Origin of the sequence: Streptomyces sp. NBC_01006, from assembly GCF_045162725.1 — a bacterium.
In the GTDB taxonomy this organism is placed as follows: Bacteria; Actinomycetota; Actinomycetes; order Streptomycetales; family Streptomycetaceae; genus Streptomyces.
In genome coordinates this window covers 380,193-402,151 of record NZ_CP108701.1, presented here as the reverse complement: position 1 = coordinate 402,151, position 21,959 = coordinate 380,193, and the positions used below count along the sequence as shown (strand labels likewise).

Here is a 21,959-nt window from a genome sequence, read left to right as displayed (position 1 = left end):
CGCCGCCGGCGGAGGGCGTTCACCGAGGCCCCGCCGTCCTGCATGGGGTCGTGACGCCCGAGTGGTTCCAGCGGGTGGCGAACGAGGGAAGCGGGGCCAGCGGACGTGTGTGGACCACGGTCCTCACATGAGGGTGCGAGGTTGAGCGGCCTGGGAGAACGGTCTTGAAAACCGTCGTGGCAGCGATGTCACCGTGGGTTCAAATCCCACACCCACCGCACCAGGTCAGACAACGCGCTGATCAGAAGGGGTGTCCCGACCAGGGGCACCCCTTCGTCATGTGGTCCTGTCTCACCCTAGCCCGCCCGTGTACCGCTTTGGATCATGGTGTGTGGACCAGGCGTGGACCAATCAAGCAGCCTGCGACAAAGCGGTCAGGCAGCAGAAAGACCTCGTGATTTACGCGCCGACCCGGTATGAAGGCTCAACGAGCAAGCATCAGCGGGGGAGCGTGGAGTGGGCGGAGCCAAGAAGGATGACAAGCGGTTTGTGCTTCAGGGCGCTGGCCCGGCGCAGAGCGACACGCTGGTCCACTTCACCAGCCGCGGTGAGAACGCAAGCTTCACGCCTAAGGTGCCTGAGAAGTTCCGTCAGATGACGGCCCAGGAGCGGCTGGACTCCATCCTCGGCTCAGGCCGGCTCTATGGGTATCCCTCGTTTGGCGCGCAGCAGACGTGCGTCTGTTTCTCTGAGAGCCCGCAAGATCATCTTGCCCATCTAATCGCCGATCGAGGGTTCGGCCCCTGGGGCGTAGTTGTCACCCGGGTTGGTGTACTCAGCCACGACGGTGGAGCCGTCGCCTATGTAACGGATGACGTGTACAAGCGGTTCGTTGATGCTGGTCTTGGGCCCATCGCGACGGGATACCGAAACGGGTACACCGGTGAACAGGCGTACCCCAACGATCCCGCTGCTATCCCCGTGACGGAACTTCCGGAGATGTGGCGCGAGAGTGACGTGTGGGTTTGGAATCGTGAAGCGCGATCGATGGATAAATATCCGGCTGGCGTCCTTGTCTGAGGGTGATTGACACCTTTTGGGAAACGAAAGTCGCCTACCGTCCGTGAGGGATGGTAGGCGACTTTCAGTGTAGAACGTCTCTTTGTTTAAAGAGGGCGGCGATTCTGCGTTCCTTTATTCGACACCTATGCTGCGTACATAGCGCTCGTTTGGATCGGTCGATTTTCTCGTGTGATCCTGCCAGTAGCGCCAGCGCTTTGAAAGGTATGTGCGCCGCGCTTCGCTCATCATGGCGGACCGTGCCAGAGCGCCGTCAGGGTCTCCTAGTAGCAAGGCCCCCGCGCCGACGAAAGCGCTCGTCCCGTAGACAGGTGAGAAGGCAAAAAGTTCAGGCCCCTGCGACGTCATGGTCAAGGTCATCGACCTGGAATGGTCGTAGCGGGGGCGCAGGGCGTCGAACGTCATGAACGTTTCGTTGCCGCCTCGCTGTTGATCCCGTTTGTATCTCAAGGCGTTTGGGTTCCCATGACCTCCGCCCACCTTGAACTCTGACTCGCGCCCGTAGATCAACACGTACTGTGGCTCCAGCGGTCGGTCGAGGTAGCGATCCCCGAGGAAAAGGAACTTCTCGCGAAATAGTGCTTGGTTCCCTTCACGCGCGAACCAAGAGCACCAGTCGTTGAGTTGGTCCCGAGCCTCGGTGAACTCGCTGGTTGGTCGACCGTTCTGTTTAAACCAGCGCTTTGAGGGCGAGGTGGTGCGGGCGTCAGGCAGTGACCTCCGACGGGGCTGTGAACGGCGGGCGGATACCGGTCAGCTCTTCGGCGCGGTCCAGGAGGAGTGGTGCGAGCTTCGGGTAGGAGCCGTGTGCCACGGCTTGGAGCATTTTCGCGAGCGCGGCCAGTTCGCCGATGCGGCCGGCGGGAGTGTTGAGGTCCTCAGCGGGGGACCGGTGGAAGTTGGTTGACGGTACGCGGAGCCTGATCGCGTGCGCGGAAGCCGAAGCTGGCGAGGATGACGCGCTCTCCGACGCCGAGGGGCGTCCGGCCGTGTGGCGTGAGCGCTCCATCGAACACGACACAGTCTCCTGGTGCGAGATCGCATTCGCGGTAGCCGTCGGCGTTGATGAAGACGGTGCAGCTCACCGCGGCGGCTGCGGTGAGGCGATCGTGCTTGAGGCACAGGATCAGGTTGGCCTCCCCGAAGCCGAATTCGTCAAGGTGGAAGTCAAGGAACTGCCCCTCCTCCAGGTAGGCGATGTAGACGCCGTTGTGAGGCTGATCGACCTCCAGGCCGGTAGACCGCGCCACGACAGCGGCGAGATCGACTTGTCCCGCGAATCGGTTCGCCGCCTCGCCGACGGCCGCGTTCCACTTGCCGTTGTGCAGGTATCCGTCAGTGGCCAGGGCCTTCTCGGCCTCCTCCGCCATGCCGACGAGCAACTCGACGGGGAACGACTGATCACGCAGGTGGTGGGGGTGCACCCGCTCGTGCGCGGTGAGATCGCGTACGGCGTCCCGTAGAGCTGGAAACCCTTCCTCCCACCGGGCCGACGTCCAAACTGTGGTGCGGGATTGGAGCCATGAGGTCCATCGCCTGCTCCACTGTGCCGCTTCTGCGGCACCATCCTCTGATGCGGGCGTATCAGCGCTTGCGTGGCTGATCAGCAGTTCGACGCGGTCGACTGCGGCCTGGGTGGATTCGATCAGCCCGGCGTCGCCCTTGGCGGTCCGCAGCCTCAGGGCTTCCTGAAGGTGGGCGCGGGCCGGCATGAGGCTGCCCTGTTCCATGAGGTACTTGCCGAGGTGCTGAAGGGCGAAGTCCACGAGTTCCGGGTGCTGGCCTCGGGCGCCGTCCAAGGCCCTGCGGTAGAACACGTCAGCGTTCTCCGCCTCACCGCCGTAGCGGTACGCGTCGCCGAGGTTGAGCTGGGTGGCGATGACAGCCCGAGAGTTGCCATTGGCTTCTGCCAGGTCGAGCGCCTGCCGCAGGAACACGCGTGCGTCGTCGTGGTGGCCCAGGCTCAGCAGGCCGATGCCGGTCCACCGGGCCAGGACGCGGGCCCTATCGATGTCCGCACCTTCGGGGAGCGCCTGCAGTTCCTCGCGGATCTTCTCTACGGCGGTGGTCAACTGGTCGTGGTCGGTGGGGACCATGCGCAGGTCTTCACCCTGTGTGATGAGGTGCTGGAGCACTCATCTCTCCCTTGTTCGGTTCCCGCTCCGGTCGCCGGTGCTAGAGCTGGTCGGTTTGGGAACGCAGGTTGGCCAGCAGTTCCCTACCATGCACGGTGAAGTGCTCATCCAGGAGTTCGAGCTGCTCCATGAGGTAGCGGACGGCTGGCATGCCCTCGTCGTAGGCGGCTTGGAAGCTCGCACGCTCGTTGGTGGTCAGGTCATCGCGGTCGAGTTCGATCCGACGAAAACGCAGCAGGTAGTTGTATACGCAGGTCGCGTGGAAGGCCCGGTCCACCTCCCAGAACTGGTTGCGGGCCACCCCCTGGGTAGCGCGCCACGCGATCTCGATCTTGGGGGAGGTCTTCGAGGAGTACCCGTCGGCGAAGACCTGGTGCTGGAGGACGTGGAAGCTGACCGACTGGTGGACCGCCTCGTGCAGGAGGTTCTCCGCCAGGAAGAGGTGGGACGGTTCCGAACTGACGGTGTTCGGCGGGATGTGGTGCCGCGCCTTCTCGGAGAACGCGATGACGTAGGGCAGCGCCGGATCGCTGGAACTGGTCAGAGATGAGGCGCGGACACCGGGCTTGAGGCCCACCCACAGAAGCCCCCGGACAAACTCGCGTACGCGGGCGAAGCCATCGGGGTGAGCCGCGGCCAGTCGCTCCAACGCCTGGGTCAGCGCGGCACGGCGCCCGTCGGTGTGTTCGATGATCTCGTAGTCCACCAGGCTGATCTCGCGGGCGATCTGTTCGGGCAGCTCGGCGTCGAACCAGTCGAAGGTGGCTCCGGACACGTGCACGCGGTCGCTGCTCAGGGCGCGGGCGTGCTCGGCGTAGGGGGTGCCGGACTTCATGAGGTGTTCCATCAGGGCGAACGGCAGAGCCCACTCGGCGCCCTCTTCGCGCAGACGGATCAGCGCCTGTTCCTTCCGGTCCAGGTCGAAGAAGGAGCCGGACTCTACACGGGTGGAGATGGTGGTCTGCAATGTGGACTCCTCTTGGCTGAGATGTGCGGATGTCGGATCAAGCAGTGGCGCGGTTAGCGGCGGGCCGGCCCAGGATGAAAACCCGAGCCGGCCCGCCATGCCGTCAACCAGGCGGCATCAGTTCAGGACCCGAGATCAGATCTCGGTTCCCTGCGGCACGAAGTCGCCGTCCGGGACCGAGTGGTCCAGACGTCGCGTCAGGTTGTCGATCTGGGGAGTGCTGGTCATGGTGGTGCTCCTCTCACGATGGGCGAGTGGTGCGACCCTCCCGGCGGGAGGGCGTAGTTCCCCCGCCCGTGCCGAAGCCTGCGAGATCTGGCCGGGCGAGGAGTCTGTGAGTCAGTGGCTGGAGTGGCCCGCCCCGGCGAGCGCGAAGACCAGGGCGCTGACGGCGAGCACGTAGAGCGCGGTGGCGAGCTGCTGGCGCCACCCCCACGGGTCCCGCGGTAAGTGGCTCCGGTCGGTCATCGGGCGTCTGCCTGGCGGAGTGCCTGGTGGCTGGGGACGATCCATTCGACGCCGCCCCCTTCGGGGCGCAGGAAGATCGCTTCGGGGAGGACGCGACGGGTTTGGGGGTCCTCCCACTCGCCGATGAACTGGACGATCCCCTCTGCCTCCTTGGCCGGGTCCAGGACTCGGGCACCCTCGTGCAGCCAGGACGGGACGTCCTTGCGCTCGCTCACTCCGTACCGTCCATGCCAGCCCGGTCGTGCTGGTCGTCCGCAAGGTCGATGCGGGCGTGGACGGCACCGAGCCTGCGCCAGCCGTGTGTCGCTCGCGCCATCAGGGCCGGGGACGGCTGGCCGTACGCCTCAGTGACGTCGGCCGGGGCGGCGAAGGCGTCCCAGGGAATGCGCGGCTTGGGCTGGTCTTCGAGCTGCCGGACAAGGGGCGTTCGGTGAGGGAGAGGCTCGGTCATGGCGCGCTCCTTCGAGGAGGGGCGGCAGCCAGCCCCAGAAGGGGGACAACGGAGACGGACTGCCTGCGGGGCCTCTACAGAGTGAGAGCATCGTTGCAGTGAGTGAAGAGCGGGGGCGTAGCACTACCTGGATCCGCACAGGGTCCGACTGCTACGCCCGGTAGCACTTACGCGAGGGTGGCGCCGATGATCTTTGCGATCTTCCGGGACCGAGAGGTGGTGGCGTACCCGGCCCGTTGGGCGATGACGCCGGGGAGGGTCTGGTGGCGTACCCATTCCGGGTGGTCTTTGCACACCGTCAGCAGCGTGTCCAGGCACGTGTCGTACTGCCCGGTCGTGCACTGGGCGAGGGCGATGTCGAGCTGGAGCCGGTTCTGTGCGGCCTGGTGCAGTGCGGACCAGTCGTGTACCGCCTCGGCGAGGTCCAGGGCCTTTCCGGCCTTGCCGGTGGACACAGCGATCCCAATGGCCTGCGCGGTGACGGCGGCGGGGCCGAACGCGGTGCCGTTGACCATGACGTCACGGCCCAGCCTGGCGGCGACGGCGGACCCCTGGGACAGCAGATCCTCGGCGGTGGTGTTGTCTCCCTGGCGGGCCGCGACGACGGCCGCGAAGGTCACGTGCCATCCGTAGGTGGCGAGGTGTACAGGGTCACGGTCGCCATAAGTGGGCTCGATGCTGGTGTAGGAGATGGCCGCGGTGTGTTCGGCGTCATCGAGCCGGGCGTCCCGCAGATAGACCCACGAGCGCCCGGAGGCGACGGAGGCTTCCCGTACAGGATCCCCGGCCTGGCGGGCCTGGTCGGCGGCGTGGCCGATGGCGGCGTACGCGAGATCACGGGCTCCTTGCTGGTTGGCGACGTAGGCGGAGAGACGGTACGCGTCGGCGAGGACTCCCCGCGCGGTCATCCGGCGATCCGGCGCGGCGTCTGCGAGGGCCGTTGCTGCGTCTCGGACGCAGGATGCGGCGAACCGTCCGGCGACGCCGATCCGGCCGGCGCGGTAGGCGTCCCATCCCGCTGTGAGATCGGCGGCGAAGTCGACGGGTTCCCTGTCGGTTCCGATCCCTGCTGCGGTGTCATGGACGGTGCGTGACAGTTCGCGCAGGGTGGTCCGGTCGTCTGCGAGCATCGCCCTCCGGGGAGCCTGCTGACCCACGATCACGGAGACGTCCGCGCCCAGGGCGTGAGCGAGCCGGAGGAGGGTGGGCAGGGAGATCTGTCCCCGGTCCTGCTCGGCTTTGCGGATGGTGGCGATGGACAGGCCAGCGGTCTCGGCTAGTTCTTCCTGAGTGACTGATCCGCGAAGCAGCTTGATCCGCTGGCCGGTGGTGTGCTCGTTCCACTTCATAGCGTCCCCTTCGTCTACTGGGACGGTACCGCTGACCGGGAGCGGCTGGGATTTACTCCCCAGGCCCGCGCGAACGGACTGCCGGTTGAGGTTGTCTGACCCAAGGGTGCCGCCAGGAAGGTGTGAGCCTTTCCGCCCCGCAGCCCCTGTCTCAGGTAGCGGGGCTGAGTCGTACAGCCCCTCGGATAGTCTTCACTCGCAGGGCTACGTACCGCCCGAAACCAAAAGCAGCGGGGCTCTGTCATGTTCCGCGGAAGCTGCTACGTGCCGGCGGCCCTTCCTGCCACGCGACCCGAAGTCTGAAACTGCGCAGCCCATCGCCAGTGGACCAGGTGTGGACCAGTGGCAATGGTGAGGGGCCGAGGGGCCATAGAACGCGCAGGTCAGCCATGAGGTGGCAGCGTTCGGCAGCACCCTCCTGAAAACCGTCGTGGCCGAAAGCGGGCTACCCATTGTGCCGACGCTCCGGCGCGTTTCCTTGCCCGTCCGTACGCAGCGGACCGTCTTGACCACGGCCCCCACTACGCCGGTGTGGTGTGGCTGAAGCCAAGGGAGGCCAGTCCTTCGGCTTGGCACAGGCTGTCGGATGGGCCTCCGACCTCGGTCTGGAGGATTTGGTAGGCAGCGCCGTGGGACTGGCCCCAGTGCATCGCGGCCCGCCACAGGGCCCGGCCCAGCCCCCGACCTCGCGCCTCGGGTAGTACGGCGAAGTACTGGGGCAGCAACTGGGGCTGTCCGATCGCGTCGTAACGTACTTCCATGGGGCCGATCGCGCCCAAGATCCGGGCGTCGACCGCGGCGGTGAGGATCGGGCCGCATCGGCCGGCCTGCATCTGGGCGTGGAGGAAGGCCAGGCCGTCAGCGGCCATGGCCGTGGCGAAGGGTGCGAAGGTCTCCTGCACGGCGGTCGGCCAGACCGTCACGGGGCGGACCGGGCCGCCGGGCTCGGGGCAGGCGCGAGTGGTGAAGTCCTGGAGTTGGATGCGGGTGCCGCGCGGGGAATCGGTCTTGGGGCCGAGCGGGCGCACGACTCGGCCGTTGACCGCGTCGTGCACGGCGGCGAGTTTGGCGGCCAGCTCTCCTGCCTCGTCCACGACACTGCCGCAGTGCCCATAGGCGAACACTTTGACGGTGCCGCGTCCGCGCCGGTTCAGGGTGGGGATGAGGGTGTGATCCGGCTGGTGCACCACATCGTCGCGGAGGACCGTCTCGTCCTTTTCCCCGCCCCAGCGTCGGTCCTTGTCGTAGGGGAGGAAGTCCCCGCTGGCGGCCACTCGCAAAGTGTCTTCGAAGATGTCGACGGTCAGGACGTCGGGGTGGACGGGACCGAGCGTCGGCACGATCGGCGCGGTCAATACAGGCTGGAGCCAGTCCCAACGGAAGAGCATGAGCGGCACCCTAGCGGTCGGCCGGTAAGGGCTCAGGCCCCGACGCGAATACGCCAGGGCCTGAGCGGAACCGACTGGATCCGTCGGTCAGTGGGGGTTGTCGTCGCCGGCGTCGCAGGAGCATTCTGCGCTCTCCACGATGTCGTCCAGGTCCAGGACGGCGGTCACCGCGAGGGCGGCTACGGGCGGCGCAGCGCGGCGCGCCGAGGGCGGCGGGCCCGGCAGAAGGTCCACCAGTACGGGCGGGGTCATGATGCGTTCTCCTCGTCGCCGTGTTGGCAGTAGCTGTGCAGCGGCGCAGCCTGCCGCCTCCCGCAGGATCTCCCCGACGGCTCGTGGGCCGAGCGATGGATCTCCTTCCAATGCCAGCAGCCCGGCAGCACGGTGAGCAAGTCACCGTTCAGCGAACCGCTTCGTCCATCAGGACGTAGAGGAGGCCGACCAGGGAGCCGCTGCTGACGATCTCGCGGCGGTCGATCATGCCCCGGATGTTCGCCAGCGGGATCCACTCGACCCGGTCCGACTCGTTCTTCTCGGTCGGCGGACCGTCGTACGTTGCACTGTCCGCGCGGAACAGGTGGTGCTGGGAGTCCGTGATGCCGTTCGCCGGTTCGGCGTAGATCAGCGGCTTCATCGGGCCGGGACGCCAGCCGGTCTCTTCGAGGACTTCACGGGCGGCAGCCTCGCCGGGGGTCTCGTCCGCTTCCACCAGGCCCATCGGTAGCTCCCAGGCCCACGCGTCCGTGATGAAGCGGTGGCGCCACATCATCAGGACCTCTTGGCGGTCGTTGAGCACGGCGGCCACGGCCAGGTGGCGGAGCTTGACGACGTGGTGTTCCCAGCGGTTCCCGTCCGGCGTCTCGACGTCGGTGAGCCACAGGTTCACCCACTTGTTCTCGTAGATCGGACGTTCCCCGTGGATCTTCCACTGCATCGCTGCGGCCCCTCTCGATCGGCCTCCAGCATCGCAGAGCCGTTACGGGGTAGTGCCTCAGTTCGGAAAATCGCGTCAGGGTGACGAAATGGGAGTGTTGGTCGCCGAGCGGGGGCGCAAAGACGTCCGCCCCGGCCACCGGGAGGTGGTCGGGGCGGACGTCTTTCGGGCTCTTCGGTGCCTGTCGGCGGATCAGTGATAGGCGACCGAAGAGTGCGGTGCGGCGGCGGGGGTGGAAGCCGCACCTGCGGTGGTCGGGATGTGCTGGGGCTCCTGCGACTGCGCGGCCTCGAGCGAGCCGGGCAGCGCCGCCTCGATCGGGGTCTTGCGGAGCAGGAGGGCGGCGATCAGGGCGGTGAGGAGCATCAGGCCCGCACCGACGAGCGAGGCCACCTGGAGGCCGTGCGTGAAGGCCTCCCGGCTCGCGTCGATCACCTGGGCGCCGATCTGCTGCGACTGGTGGGCGGCCACGTCGGCCGCACCGCCGATGGTGCTGCGCAGCGAGTCGAGCGCCGAGCCGCTGACGCCCTCGGGGCTGATCTTGGCCATGTCGTCGCGGTAGACGGCGGAGCCGATGGAGCCGAGCGAGGCGAAGCCGAAGGCGATGCCGAACTCGGTGAAGGTCTCGGAGGTCGCCACCGAGGAACCGGCCTGCTCCGGCGGGGCCGAGGTGACCACGATTTCGGCGGCCAGCGTCTTCGACGCCACCATGCCGCCGGCCAGCAGGCCGACGCCGACGAGGACGACCGCGATGTTGGAGTCGACCTCGACCATGGTCAGGACGCCGAAGCCGGCGGCCATGATGACCAGGGCGGAGCCGATGAGGACGGCCGGGCGGACCTTGCGGCCGAGCGAGGCCGACAGGGCGACCGCGACACCGATGGCGGGCATCGGGGCCAGCGACCACAGCGAGGCCGTGAGCGGGGAGTAGCCGAGCACCAGCTGGAGGTACTGGTTGGTCAGGACGCTGCTGCCCATGAGGGCGAACGCCACCATCAGGTTGACGATGACCGCGCCGCTGAAGCCGCCGCTGCGGAACAGCGAGATGTTGATCATCGGATTGGCGGTGGTCTTCTGGCGGATCACGAAGGCGACGACCAGGAGGGCGCCGACCGCGGCCCAGACGGCCGCGCTCTGGCTGTAGCCCTCGATGACGAGCTCCTTGAACCCGTAGATCAGCGCCATGACGCCGGCCAGGGAGAGCACGGTGCTCAGCAGGTCGAGCTTGCCGCGGTTCGGGTCGCGGTACTCGGGCAGCAGGAACGGGGCCGAGAGCAGGACCAGGATCATCACCGGGGTGTTGATCAGGAAGACCGAGCCCCACCAGAAGTTGTTCAGCAGGAGGCCGCCGACGATCGGGCCGATGGCGGCACCCGAGGTGAGCGTGCCACCCCAGGCCGCGATGGCCGTCTTGCGCTCCTTGGAGTCGTGGAACATGTTGCGGATCAGCGCCAGCGACGTCGGCGTCAGGGTCGACGCGGCGAGGCCGAGCAGCGCCCGCGAGGCGATGAGCATCTCAGGGCTGGTGGAGAAAGCGGCGAGGGCGGAGGCCACGCCGAACAGGGCGGCACCGATCAGCAGCAGCTTGCGGCGGCCGATGCGGTCGCCCAGCCAGCCGACGGTGACCAGGGTGCCGGCCAGGACGAAGCTGTAGATGTCCATGATCCACAGCAGCTGCGAGGCCGTGGGCGAGATGTCCTCGCTCAGCGGCGCGATCGCGAATCCCAGCACGGATACATCGACAGAGACCAGCAGGGTGACCAGGACGATCACTCCTAGGCCGATCCACTCCTTCGTTCCTGCCTTGGGCTTCAGTTCCGTCATGGCAATCGTCCATATCCTCTCGGCGTACGCGGCACGCAGAGCGTATCAGGTACGCACACGCGTGTCACGTACTCGTTGGGGGGTGGAGGGGTCGGTGGGGAGTTGCGCCGCGAACGGTGGGGGCGGGAACGGGTCCTGCGTGGAGCGGCGGAAGACAGCATGAGCGCCGTGGGGTGCGGTACCCCAGGCGCTCGTAGGAATTGATATGTGTTGAGATACGGCTCGATTTGCCGTGCGGAAAGCGGATCGTCGGTACGGAGGCTAACGCCGGGCCTTTGTGAGGCATTCTGTATCCCTGATAGCGAGCGTATTTCCGGGTGGACGATTCGCCTGACTGTCGTCAGAGTTTCCGTACTGAACGCTAACGGAGCGATTTGCCCCGGAGCCACCCCTATCCACCCCTAACCCGACCCCTGGTATGTCGTTGCCCGCGCCAAGGGGTCCGGCCGGCGGCGCGGCGCCCCGGAGGGCCGGTCCCCGCCGGGGAGGGGTGGGACGGCTGTGATCCTAGGGGGCCCGCGGCCGTGCTCAGGGGTGGGCGGACCGCCCTTCACCGAAGTAATTTTCGAGAGATCTCAGTCCGTCGCGAGTTTGTGGAACGTACGTGCCGACTCGGCGCAGGGTCGGAATTCCTGCCCCCGAGTGCACGGAAAAACGCAGCTCGCCTCGGCGCCGTCGAATGGCATAGGAGGGTGTGCTCGGTGAGCAACGAGGAGAAGCTTCTCGGGTACCTACGCCGGGCTACCACCGATTTGCGTGAGGCCCGCAAAAGGCTCGCCGCGGCGGAGCGCAGGTCATCGGGTGAACCGATCGCGGTCGTGGGCATGGCCTGCCGGTACCCGGGCGGTGTCACCTCCCCGGACGACCTGTGGCGGCTCGTGGCCGAGGGCCGCGACGGCGTCTCCGCGTTCCCCGAGGACCGCGGCTGGAACACCGACGCCCTGTACGACCCCGAGCCGGGCAAGCCCGGGCGGACCATCACCCGCGAGGGCGGCTTCCTCCACGACGCCGGCGACTTCGACGCGGGCCTCTTCGGGATCTCCCCGCGCGAGGCCCTGGCGCTCGACCCCCAGCAGCGGCTGCTGCTGGAGACGTCGTGGGAGGCCATCGAGAACGCGGGCATCGCCCCGCACACCCTCCGCGGCACGAAGACCGGTGTCTTCGGCGGCGTCATGTACCACGACTACGCGCTGGGCACGGAAGCCGCGGCGACCACCGGCGGCAGCCTGGTCACCGGCCGCGTGGCGTTCAGCCTCGGCCTGGAGGGCCCGGCCGTCACCATCGACACGGCCTGCTCCTCCTCCCTCGTCGCCCTGCACCTCGCCGCGCAGTCCCTGAACTCCGGCGAGTCCACGCTCGCCCTGGCCGGCGGGGTCACCGTGATGACCGAGCCGGACATGTTCCTCTACTTCAGCCACCAGCGCGGTATGGCCGCCGACGGCCGCTGCAAGCCCTTCGCCTCGAACGCGGACGGCACCGGCTGCTCGGAGGGCGTCGGCGTCATCGTCCTGGAACGGCTCTCCGACGCCCGCCGCAACGGGCACGAGGTCCTGGCCGTCATCCGCGGCAGCGCCGTCAACCAGGACGGCGCCTCCAGCAGCATGACCGCCCCCAACGGCCCCTCCCAGCAGCGCGTCATCCGCAGCGCCCTGGAAAACGCCGGCCTGACCATCGCCGACGTCGACGCCGTCGAAGCCCACGGCACCGGCACCCGCCTCGGCGACCCCATCGAGGCGCAGGCGCTGCTCGCCACGTACGGCCAGGGCCGCGACGAGGACAAGCCGCTGTGGCTCGGCTCCCTCAAGTCCAACCTCGCGCACACGCAGGCCGCGGCCGGCGTCGGCGGCGTCATCAAGATGGTCCAGGCACTGCGCCACGGCCTGCTGCCCAAGACCCTGTACGCCGAGGACCCGACCCCGCACGTCGACTGGACGGCGGGCAACGTCAAGCTGCTCACAGAGCCGGTCGCCTGGCCGGCGGGCGAGCGCCCGCGCCGCGCCGGTATCTCCTCCTTCGGCCTCAGCGGCACGAACGCCCACGTCATCGTCGAGGAGGCCCCGGCCGCCGAGGCGGCGCAGGCCCAGGAGGAGATCCGTACCCTCCCGCTGGTCCCCGTCGCCCTGTCGGGCCGTTCGGCGAAGGCCCTGGCCGAGCAGGCCGGGCGGCTGCACGCCCACGTCACCGGGCACGCGGACGTGTCCCTCACCGACCTCGGGTTCTCGGCGGCGACCACCCGGACCGCGCACGAGCACCGCGCGGTCGTCGTCGGCGCGGACCGCGAGGAACTCCTCGCCGGCATGTCGGCCCTGGCCGAGGGCTCGGCGGCGCCGGGTGCGGTGCAGGGCGTCGTACGGGAGGGCCGCTCGGCCTTCCTGTTCACGGGCCAGGGCGCCCAGCGCCTGGGTATGGGGCGTGAACTGCACGCCGCGTTCCCGGTGTTCGCCGCTGCCCTCGACGCCGTGGTCGCGGCCGTGGACGAGCACCTCGACACCCCGCTGTACGAGGTGATGTGGGGTGAGGACGAGACGCTGCTCAACAGCACCGCCTACACCCAGCCCGCGCTGTTCGCGATCGAGACCGCCCTGTTCCGGCTGGTCGAATCGTGGGGCGTCCGGGCCGACTTCCTGGCGGGGCACTCCATCGGCGAGATCTCGGCCGCCCACGCGGCCGGGGTCCTCTCCCTGGAGGACGCCGCCCGCCTGGTCACCGCGCGCGGCCGCCTGATGCAGGCGCTGCCCGCCGGCGGAGCCATGGCGGCGATCCAGGCGACGGAGGAGGAGATCCTCCCGCACCTGACCGACGCCGTCGGCATCGCGGCGATCAACAGCCCGCGCTCCATCGTGGTGTCGGGTACGGAGGACGCCGTAGAGGCGATCCAGGGGCACTTCACCCAGCTGGGCCGCAAGACGACCCGGCTCCGTGTCTCGCACGCCTTCCACTCCCCGCTCATGGACCCGGCCCTCGCCGAGTTCCGTGCGGTCGCCGAGTCCGTGACCTACGCGCCCGCGCAGATCCCGGTCGTCGCCGGGGTCCACGGCGCGATCAGCGAGGACTGGGGCACCCCCGACTACTGGACCCGCCACCTCCGCGAAGCCGTCCGCTTCTCCGACACCGTCCAGCACCTGCACTCCAAGGGCGTCCAGACGTTCGTCGAGCTGGGCCCCGACGCGATCCTCACCGCGCTCACCCAGAACACCCTGGACGGCGAAGACGCCGTCGTCGAGCCCGCGGTACGCAAGAACCGGCCCGAGGCACGCACCCTGCTGGCCGCCCTCGCCCGGCTCCACGCCACCGGCACCCCCGTCGATTGGACCGCCTTCTACGCCGGGACCGGCGCGCAGGCGGTCGCGCTGCCGACGTACGCCTTCCAGCGCGAGCGGTACTGGATGATCGCCGACCTCGCGGGCGGCGGCGACGCCACCGCCTTCGGCCTGGCGCCCGCCGACCACCCGCTGCTCGGCGCGGTCATCTCCTCGCCCGACTCGGACGGGCTGACCTTCAGCGGCCGCCTCGGCGTCGACACCCAGCCCTGGCTGGCCGACCACGACGTCCTCGGCTCGATCCTGCTGCCCGGCACCGGCTTCGTCGAACTCGCCCTGCACGCCGGTGAGCACGTCGGCCACGCCACCCTGGAGGAGCTCATCCTCCAGGCCCCGCTCGTCCTGCCCGAGCACGGCGGCGTCGCCCTCCAGGTCACGGTCGCCGGCCCGGACGAGCTGGGCCGCCGGCCCGTGCTCATCCACTCCCGGCCCCAGGACTCCCTGCCCGACACCCCCTGGCTGCTGCACGCACAGGGCCTGCTCGCCGAGGCTCCCGCCGCGTCCGGCGCGGACCTCACCGCGTGGCCGCCCGCCGGCGCCGCCGAGGTGGCCGTGGGCGAGGCGTACGAACTGCTCCAGGAGCGCGGCTACCACTACGGGCCGGTGTTCCAGGGCCTCAAGGCCGCCTGGCGCCAGGGCGACTCGGTGTACGCCGAGATCGAACTGCCCGAGCAGGCGCACGAGGACGCCGCCCGCTTCGGCATCCACCCCGCCCTCCTCGACGCGGCCCTGCACGGCTCGCTGCTCGACGACGGCCAGGGCGGATCCGACTCCGGTGTGCTGCTGCCGTTCGCCTGGCGGGGCGTGCGCTTCCACGCCGTCGGCGCGACCCGGCTGCGCGTGCGCATCGCCCCCTCCGGCCCGGACGCCATCACCCTCGACGGCGCCGACGCCGACGGCCTCCCCGTCTTCTCCGTCGAGTCGCTGGTCTCCCGGGCCGCCGCCCCGGTTGCGGCCGAGACCGCCGGGCAGGCCCCGGGCGGCGCCCTGTTCGCCGTCGAACTCCAGCCGCTGCCCGTCCGGTCCGCCGCTCCCGCCCCGCTGACCTGGGGCCTGTGGGAGGCGGACGACCGCACCCGGCCCGCGCAGGACGTACTGGTCCTGGAGGGCTCCGATGCTCGCGGCACGGCCGGGGACACCGCCGCGCAGGTGCACGCGGCCACGGCCCGGGCCCTGGCCCGCGTACAGGAGTGGCTCGCGGACGAGCGGTTCGCCGAATCCCGCCTGCTCGTCGTCACCCGCGGCGCGGTCGCCGCGCCCGGGGAGGGCGTCACGGAGGGCCTCACGGACCTGGCCGGTGCTGCGGTCCGCGGTCTGATGCGCTCGGCCCAGGCCGAGAACCCCGGCCGGATCGTCCTGGCCGACCTCGAACCCGGCTCCGCGGGACTCACGGTGGAGCCCACCGTACTGCTGGCCGCCGCCGAGCCCGAGATCGTCGTACGGGGCGGCGCGCTCCACGCCCCGCGCCTGGTCCGCGCCACGGCCGGGGCCACGACGGGGGAGGCGATCCGCTTCGACGCCCCCGGCCCCGTCCTGCTCGCCGGCGGCACCGGCACGCTGGGCCGCCTGGTGGCCCGCCACCTCGTGGCCGAGCACGGCGTACGCGAGCTCCTGCTGGTCGGCCGCCGCGGCCCCGAGGCCCCCGGCGCCGCCGCCCTGCACGCCGAACTCACCGGCCTCGGCGCCGAGGTCACCCTCGCCGCATGCGACCTCGCCGACCCGGACCAGGCGCGCGAGCTGCTCGCCCGCCACCGGGTGTCCGCGGTGATCCACCTCGCCGGCGTCCTCGGCGACGTCACCATCGGCTCGCTCACCCCCGAGCTGCTGGCGGAGGCGCTGCGCCCCAAGGTCGACGCCGCGTGGAACCTCCACGAGCTGACCCGGGGCCAGGACCTGTCCGCCTTCGTGCTGTTCTCCTCGGTCGCCGGCGTCCTCGGCAACCCGGGCCAGGGCAACTACGCCGCCGGCAACGCCTTCCTCGACGCCCTCGCCGCCCACCGCCGGGCCGAGGGGCTGCCCGGCCAGTCGCTCGCGTGGGGCCTGTGGGCCACCGAGGGCGACGGCGGCTCCGTCAGCGGCGACGGCATGGCGGAGGAGCTCAGCGGCACCGACCTCCAGCGCATGCGCCGCTCCGGCATCGGAGCGCTGTCCGCCGCCGACGGCCTCGCCCTCTTCGAAGCCGCCACCACCTCGGCCGACGCCGTCCTGCTGCCGCTCGCCCTGGACCTCGCCGCCCTGCGCGCGGCCGAGGACCTGCCCGCGCAGTTCTCCGCCCTGGTCCGCCGGCGCGCCCGCGCCGCGACCCGTACCGGCGGCGCCCGCAGCGCCACCCGCGGCCAGGAGCTCGCCGCACTGCCGGAGAAGGAGCGCCGCCGCGCCCTGCTGGACCTCGTACGCGGCCAGGTGGCCTCGATCCTGGGGCACTCCACCACGGCCGAGGTCGGACCGGAGCGCGCCTTCAACGAGCTGGGCTTCGACTCCCTCACCGCACTGGAACTGCGCAACCAGCTCACCACCGCGACCGGACTGCGGCTGACCCCGACGCTCGTCTTCGACCACCCGAACGCCCAGGCGGTCGCCGAGCACCTGGACACCCTCCTCGCCGGATCCGCGGCCACCGCCACGGCCGCGACCGCCACGGGCGGCACGGCGGCCGATGACGAAGACCCGATCGTGATCGTCGGCATGGCCTGTCGCTACCCGGGCGGCGTCCGCTCCCCGGAGGAGCTGTGGCGCCTCGTCGAGGACGAGGTCGACGCCATCACCGAGTTCCCCGTCAACCGCGGCTGGGACATCGAGGGGCTGTACGACCCCGAGCCGGGCACCCCCGGCAAGGTGTACGTGCGCCACGGCGGCTTCCTCCACGACGCCGACGAGTTCGACCCCGCCTTCTTCGGCATGAGCCCCAACGACGCCCTGACCACGGACCCGCAGCACCGGCTGCTGCTGGAGGTCGCGTACGAGGCGCTGGAGCGCGCGGCGATCGACCAGGCCTCGCTGAAGGGCACCTCGACCGGTGTGTTCGCCGGGATCATGTACCACGACTACACGGGCAACAGCGCCGCCGGATCGCTCGGCTCGGGCCGCGTCTCCTACACGTTCGGCCTCGAAGGCCCGTCCGTGACGGTGGACACCGCCTGCTCCTCGTCGCTGGTCGCCCTGCACCTCGCGGCGCAGGCCGTGCGGTCCGGGGAATGCCCGCTCGCGCTCGTCGGCGGCGTGACCGTGATGTCGTCCACGGAGACCTTCGTGGAGTTCTCGCGGCAGCGCGGCCTGTCCAAGGACGGCCGGTGCAAGTCGTTCTCCGCGGCGGCCGACGGCGCCGCCTGGTCCGAGGGCGTCGGCGTCCTCGTGATCGAGCGGCTGTCGGACGCCCGGCGGCGCGGGCACCGGGTGCTCGCCGTGCTGCGCGGCAGCGCCGTCAACCAGGACGGCGCGAGCAACGGCCTGATGGCGCCGAACGGCCCCTCCCAGCAGCGGGTCATCCGCCAGGCCCTGGCCAACGCGGGCCTGTCGACCGCCGATGTCGACCTCGTCGAGGCGCACGGTACGGGCACCACCCTCGGCGACCCGATCGAGGCCCAGGCGCTGCTCGCGACGTACGGGCAGGACCGCGGTGACGCGGAGCCGCTGTGGCTGGGGTCCATCAAGTCGAACATCGGGCACACGCAGGCCGCCGCCGGTGTCGCCGGGGTCATCAAGATGGTGCAGGCGCTGCAGAGCGGCATCATGCCGAAGTCCCTGCACCTGGACGCGCCGTCGGCCCAGGTCGACTGGGAGGCGGGCGCGGTCCGGCTGCTCGACGAGGCCCGCAAGTGGCCCGTATCGGACCGCCCGCGCCGCGCCGGCGTCTCCTCCTTCGGCATCAGCGGCACGAACGCCCACGTCATCCTGGAGGCGCCGGAGCGCCCGGACCTCCCGGAGCGCCCGGACCTCCCGGACCCGGCGGCCGCGCCGGGCTCCGCGGAGCCCGCCGGCGCCGATGCGGCCGCCCCGGCGCGGGTCGTGCCGTGGTTGCTGTCCGCCCGTGACCCGGAGGGTCTCGCGCGGCAGGCCGGGCAGCTGCAGAGCCACCTCGACACCCTGCCCGCCGCCGAACTGCGTGACGTCGGCTTCTCCCTGGCGACCACCCGGGCGCCCATGGAGCACCGGGCCGCGCTGATCGCGAGCGACCCCGCGCAGGCCCGCACGGCGCTGGCCGCGCTCGCGTCCGGGGCGCCCGCCGCGGCGGCCTCCGTACGGGCCGCCACCGGCGGTCTCACCGCCTTCCTCTTCTCCGGCCAGGGCGCCCAGCGTCCCGGCATGGGGCGTGAACTGCACGCCGCCTTCCCGGTGTTCGCCGAGGCCTTCGACGCCGCCGTCGCGGAGCTAGACCGGCACCTGGACCGGCCGCTGCGCGAGGTCGTCTGGGGCGAGGACGCGGACGAACTCAGCCGCACCCTCTACACCCAGAGCGGCCTGTTCGCCTTCGAGACCGCCCTGTTCCGGCTGCTGGAGTCCTGGGGCGTCCGCCCGGACCTCCTCGCCGGCCACTCCATCGGCGAACTGGTCGCCGCCCACGTCAGCGGCGTGCTGTCGCTGGCCGACGCGGCCGAGCTGGTCGCCGCCCGCGGCCGGCTGATGCAGGCCCTGCCGGCCGGCGGAGCCATGCTGGCCGTCCAGGCCTCCGAGGACGAGGTGCTGCCGCTGCTGACCGACGCCGTGAGCATCGGCGCGGTCAACGGACCGCAGTCCGTGGTCGTCTCCGGCGCCGAGGACGAAGTCCTGGCGATCCAGGAGCACTTCACGGCCCAGGGCCGCAAGACCTCCCGGCTGCGCGTCTCCCACGCCTTCCACTCCCCGCTGATGGAGCCGATGCTCGCCGAGTTCGGCGCCGTCGCGGCCGGGATCTCTCCGGCCGAGCCCCGGATCCCGCTCGTCTCGAACGTGACCGGCCGGATCATGAGCGCCGAGGAGATCGCCGACCCGCAGTACTGGGTCCGACACGTCCGCCGGGCCGTCCGCTTCTCCGACGGCGTACGCGCCCTCGCCGAGGCCGGAGCCACCGCCTTCGTCGAGGTCGGCCCCGACGCCGTCCTCGCGGGCCTCGGCCCCGCCTGCCTCATCGACGGCGACTCCGACTCCGGCACCGACGCCGGCACCGGCAACACCCCGGTGTTCCTGGCGCTGTCGCGGCGCGAACGCGACGAGGAGCACACCCTCGTGGCCGCCCTCGCGCAGGCGCACAACCACGGCGTCGACGTCGACTGGAACGGCTTCTTCGCCGGCAGCGGCGCCCAGCGCGTCGAGCTGCCGACGTACGCCTTCCGCCGCGACCGCTTCTGGGCGCTCGACGAGCGCCGCGGCGGGGACGCCGGCTCGCTCGGCCTCGACGCCGTGGACCACCCGCTGCTCAGCGCGGTCGTCCCCGCGCCCGCCACCGGCGGGGCCACCTTCACCGGCCGCCCCGCCCGCTCCGCCCAGCCCTGGCTGGAGGACCACGACCTGCTCGGTACGGTCGTCCTCCCGGCCACCGGCTTCGTGGAACTGGCCCTGCGCGCCGGAGCCGAGTTCGGCTGCGACCGGCTCGCCGGCCTGACCCTGCACGCCCCGCTGCCACTGCCCGAGCAGGGCGGCGCCCCCCTCCACGTGGTGGTGGGCGCGCCCGGCGAGGACTCCCTGCGCCTGGTGAGCGTGTACTCCCGGTCCGGGGACGGCGAGGGCGCCGAGGACACCGCCTGGACCCTGCACGCCGAAGGCACCCTCGCCCAGGGCGCCTCCGCCTCTGCCTCCGCCTCCGCTCCCGCCGACCTGTCGGCCTGGCCGCCCGCGGGCGCCGCGCCCGTCGCGGTGGCCGACGCGTACGAGCGGCTGCTCGCCCGCGGTTACGGGTACGGCCCCGTCTTCCAGGGCCTGCACGCGGCCTGGCGGCGAGGCGGCGAACTGTTCGCCGAGATCGCGCTGCCCGCCGACGCGGGCTCCGGCGAGGGCGCGGCCGACCGGTTCACCGTCCACCCCGCCCTGCTCGACGCGGCCCTGCACCTCGACCGCCTCGACCGCCTCGACCAGCTCGACACCGAGGCTCCGGCCCCGCTGGCCACCGCCTCCTGGACCGACCTCCAGGTGCACCGGACCGGCGCCGCGACCCTGCGCGTGCGCATCACCCGGGACGCGCAGGGCACGCTCGCCCTCGAAGCGGCCGACGAGGAGGGCCGTCCCGTCCTGTCGGCGGGCGCGATCACCCAGCGCACCGTCTCGGCGGAGGAGCTGCGCACCGGCGAACAGCCCGGCGCCCTCTACCGGCTGACCTGGAGCCAGGCCCCCGCCGGCGGCTCCCCGGCGCAGGACGCACCCGTCCTCTTCGAGTGCCCCGTACCCGAGGGGGCCGCCGACGCCGACGCGGCCGCCCGCGCTCGTACGGTGGCCGGGGCGACCCTGGCCCGGCTCGCGCAGTGGCTCGACGAGGAGCAGGCGTCCGCCGCGCCCCTGACCGTCGTCACCCGCGGCGCCGTCGCGGTCCGCGAGGACGAAGGCGCCGATCTCGCGCAGGCCCCGGTCTGGGGTCTGGTACGGGCCGCCCAGAGCGAGCACCCCGGCCGGTTCGTGCTGGCCGACCTCGACGACACCGAGGCCTCCCGGCAGGCGCTGGCCGCCGCCCTCGGCGCCGGGCTCACCGAGTTCGCGATCCGGGCCGGCACGGTCCTCGTACCCCGGCTGGTCAAGGCCGCCGCCCCGCAGGGGGAGGCGCCGTCCCTGGCGGCCGGCACGGTCCTGGTCACCGGCGCCGGGTCCGCCGCCGGCGCCGCCGTGGCCCGCCGGCTGGTGACCGAGTACGGAGCCACCCGCCTGCTGCTCACCCGTACGGAGAGCGCCGCCGGACCCGACGGCCTCGATGGCCTCGACGACCTCGCCGGTCTCGCCGACCTCGGCGCCGAGACCGTGGTGGCCGACTGCGACCCCGCCGACCGCTCCGCCCTCGCCGCGCTGCTGGCCGACGTACCCGCCGGGCACCCGCTCGTCGCGGTCGTCCACGCCGACCTCCCGGCCGGCGCCGCCCGCTTCGACGCGCAGGCCGGGGACGCACTGGACGCAGCCCTGCGGCGCAGCGCCGACGCGGCCTGGAACCTGCACGAGCTCACCCGCGACGACCGCCTCGCGGCCTTCCTGCTGCTGTCCTCCTCCGCCGGGCTGATGCACGGCGCCGGACAGGGCGCCCGGGCCGCCGCGGCCGGCTTCCTCACCGCGCTGGCCCGCCACCGCCACACCCTCGGACTCGCCGCCACCACCCTCGCCTTCGGGCCGTGGGAAGCCGCAGCCGAGCACGCGGACCAGAGGGATCTGCTGGCCTCGCTCGGACTTCCCGCCCTGGGCGCCGAGCGCGGACTGGCCCTGCTCGACGAGGCGCTGCGCACCGCCGAGGCGGACCTGACCGCCCTCTGCCTGGACCGCGGCACCCTCCGCGCGGCCACCGGCCGGGTACCGGCCGTCCTGGCCGGCTTCGTACGCACCCCGGCCGGCCGGTCGGGCCGCGGCGGCGCCGACGAGGCCGACCAGCTGCGGCGCCGGCTGACCGGCCTGGACGCGGAGGAGCGGGAGCGGCTGCTCCTGGAGCTGGTGCGCTCGCAGGTGGCGGGACTGCTCGGCCACGCCTCGGCCGACGCCGTCGCCGCCGACCAGTCCTTCCAGGAGCTCGGCTTCGACTCGCTGGCCGTGGTCGAACTGCGCAGCCGCCTCGGTACGGCCACCGCACTGGCCCTCCCGGCGAGCCTCGCGTTCGACTTCCCGACCTCGCGGGCCGTCGCCGGCTACCTGGCCACCGCCGTGCAGCCCGAGGACAACGACGGGACGCAGGCCGTCGCCGAGGTGCTGGACCAGCTGGACGCGGCCCTCGCGGCCGTCGCCCGGGGCGCCGCCGACCCCGCCCGGATCACCGCACGGCTCGAAGCGGTACTGCGCCGCTGGCAGGACACCCGCACCACCGAACCGGCCGACCGGGAGCAGGACTTCCAGGCGGTCACCGACGACGAATTGTTCGAGGCACTGGACCGGGAGCTCGGGCTCTGACCCGCCGCGACAACGACCCCGACCGCCGCGATCCACAGTTGGCTTCAGATTGGTTGACTT

12 protein-coding genes and 1 pseudogene are annotated in these 21,959 nt (G+C 71.2%); 2 read left to right on the top strand and 11 right to left on the bottom strand.

The window, feature by feature from the left end; all coding sequences use genetic code 11:
* The first annotated feature begins 456 nt into the window (after nucleotides 1-456).
* Entirely contained in the window at nucleotides 457-1,020 is a 564-nt protein-coding gene (locus OG509_RS41450) for a hypothetical protein (RefSeq protein WP_331742375.1), read from the top strand.
* A gap of 114 nt (nucleotides 1,021-1,134) precedes the next feature.
* Here OG509_RS41450 and OG509_RS41445 read toward each other — a convergent pair whose 3' ends face one another.
* From OG509_RS41445 to OG509_RS41395, 11 genes are all read right to left on the bottom strand, one after another.
* Nucleotides 1,135-1,734, bottom strand: coding sequence for a Shedu anti-phage system protein SduA domain-containing protein (locus OG509_RS41445; protein ID WP_331742768.1), 600 nt, complete (start codon nucleotides 1,732-1,734; stop codon nucleotides 1,135-1,137).
* A 164-nt stretch (nucleotides 1,735-1,898) separates the two neighbouring features.
* Nucleotides 1,899-3,155: a tetratricopeptide repeat protein gene (locus tag OG509_RS41440; protein ID WP_331742372.1), complete on the bottom strand. Its 1,257-nt coding sequence runs from the start codon at nucleotides 3,153-3,155 to the stop codon at nucleotides 1,899-1,901.
* Nucleotides 3,156-3,195: 40 nt separating this feature from the next.
* A complete protein-coding gene (locus tag OG509_RS41435) occupies nucleotides 3,196-4,122 on the bottom strand; it encodes a hypothetical protein (protein ID WP_331742367.1) in 927 nt (308 codons plus the stop codon).
* A 339-nt stretch (nucleotides 4,123-4,461) separates the two neighbouring features.
* Entirely contained in the window at nucleotides 4,462-4,590 is a 129-nt protein-coding gene (locus OG509_RS41430; protein WP_331742364.1) for a hypothetical protein, read from the bottom strand.
* Nucleotides 4,587-4,805, bottom strand: coding sequence for a hypothetical protein (locus OG509_RS41425; protein ID WP_331742361.1), 219 nt, complete (start codon nucleotides 4,803-4,805; stop codon nucleotides 4,587-4,589). Before OG509_RS41425 ends, OG509_RS41430 begins: the two co-directional genes overlap by 4 nt.
* Nucleotides 4,802-5,041 carry a hypothetical protein gene (locus OG509_RS41420; RefSeq protein WP_331742358.1) on the bottom strand — a complete coding sequence of 80 codons (240 nt, stop codon included), beginning with the start codon at nucleotides 5,039-5,041 and terminating at the stop codon, nucleotides 4,802-4,804. Before OG509_RS41420 ends, OG509_RS41425 begins: the two co-directional genes overlap by 4 nt.
* Before the next feature lie 167 nt (nucleotides 5,042-5,208).
* Nucleotides 5,209-6,390 carry a helix-turn-helix transcriptional regulator gene (locus OG509_RS41415; protein ID WP_331742355.1) on the bottom strand — a complete coding sequence of 394 codons (1,182 nt, stop codon included), beginning with the start codon at nucleotides 6,388-6,390 and terminating at the stop codon, nucleotides 5,209-5,211.
* Nucleotides 6,391-6,911: 521 nt separating this feature from the next.
* Nucleotides 6,912-7,778: a GNAT family N-acetyltransferase gene (locus OG509_RS41410; RefSeq protein ID WP_331742352.1), complete on the bottom strand. Its 867-nt coding sequence runs from the start codon at nucleotides 7,776-7,778 to the stop codon at nucleotides 6,912-6,914.
* An 87-nt stretch (nucleotides 7,779-7,865) separates the two neighbouring features.
* On the bottom strand, nucleotides 7,866-8,030 hold the full coding sequence (locus tag OG509_RS41405; RefSeq protein WP_331742349.1) for a hypothetical protein: 165 nt from the start codon (nucleotides 8,028-8,030) through the stop codon (nucleotides 7,866-7,868).
* A gap of 148 nt (nucleotides 8,031-8,178) precedes the next feature.
* Complete coding sequence (locus tag OG509_RS41400; RefSeq protein WP_331742346.1) at nucleotides 8,179-8,712, bottom strand: NUDIX hydrolase; 534 nt, start codon at nucleotides 8,710-8,712, stop codon at nucleotides 8,179-8,181.
* Nucleotides 8,713-8,904: 192 nt separating this feature from the next.
* Entirely contained in the window at nucleotides 8,905-10,536 is a 1,632-nt protein-coding gene (locus OG509_RS41395) for an MFS transporter (protein WP_331742343.1), read from the bottom strand.
* Between the two features lie 716 nt (nucleotides 10,537-11,252).
* Here OG509_RS41395 and OG509_RS41390 point away from each other — a divergent pair.
* A pseudogene (locus OG509_RS41390) lies at nucleotides 11,253-21,899 on the top strand (type I polyketide synthase); the annotation flags it as partial.
* Between the last annotated feature and the right edge of the window lie 60 nt (nucleotides 21,900-21,959).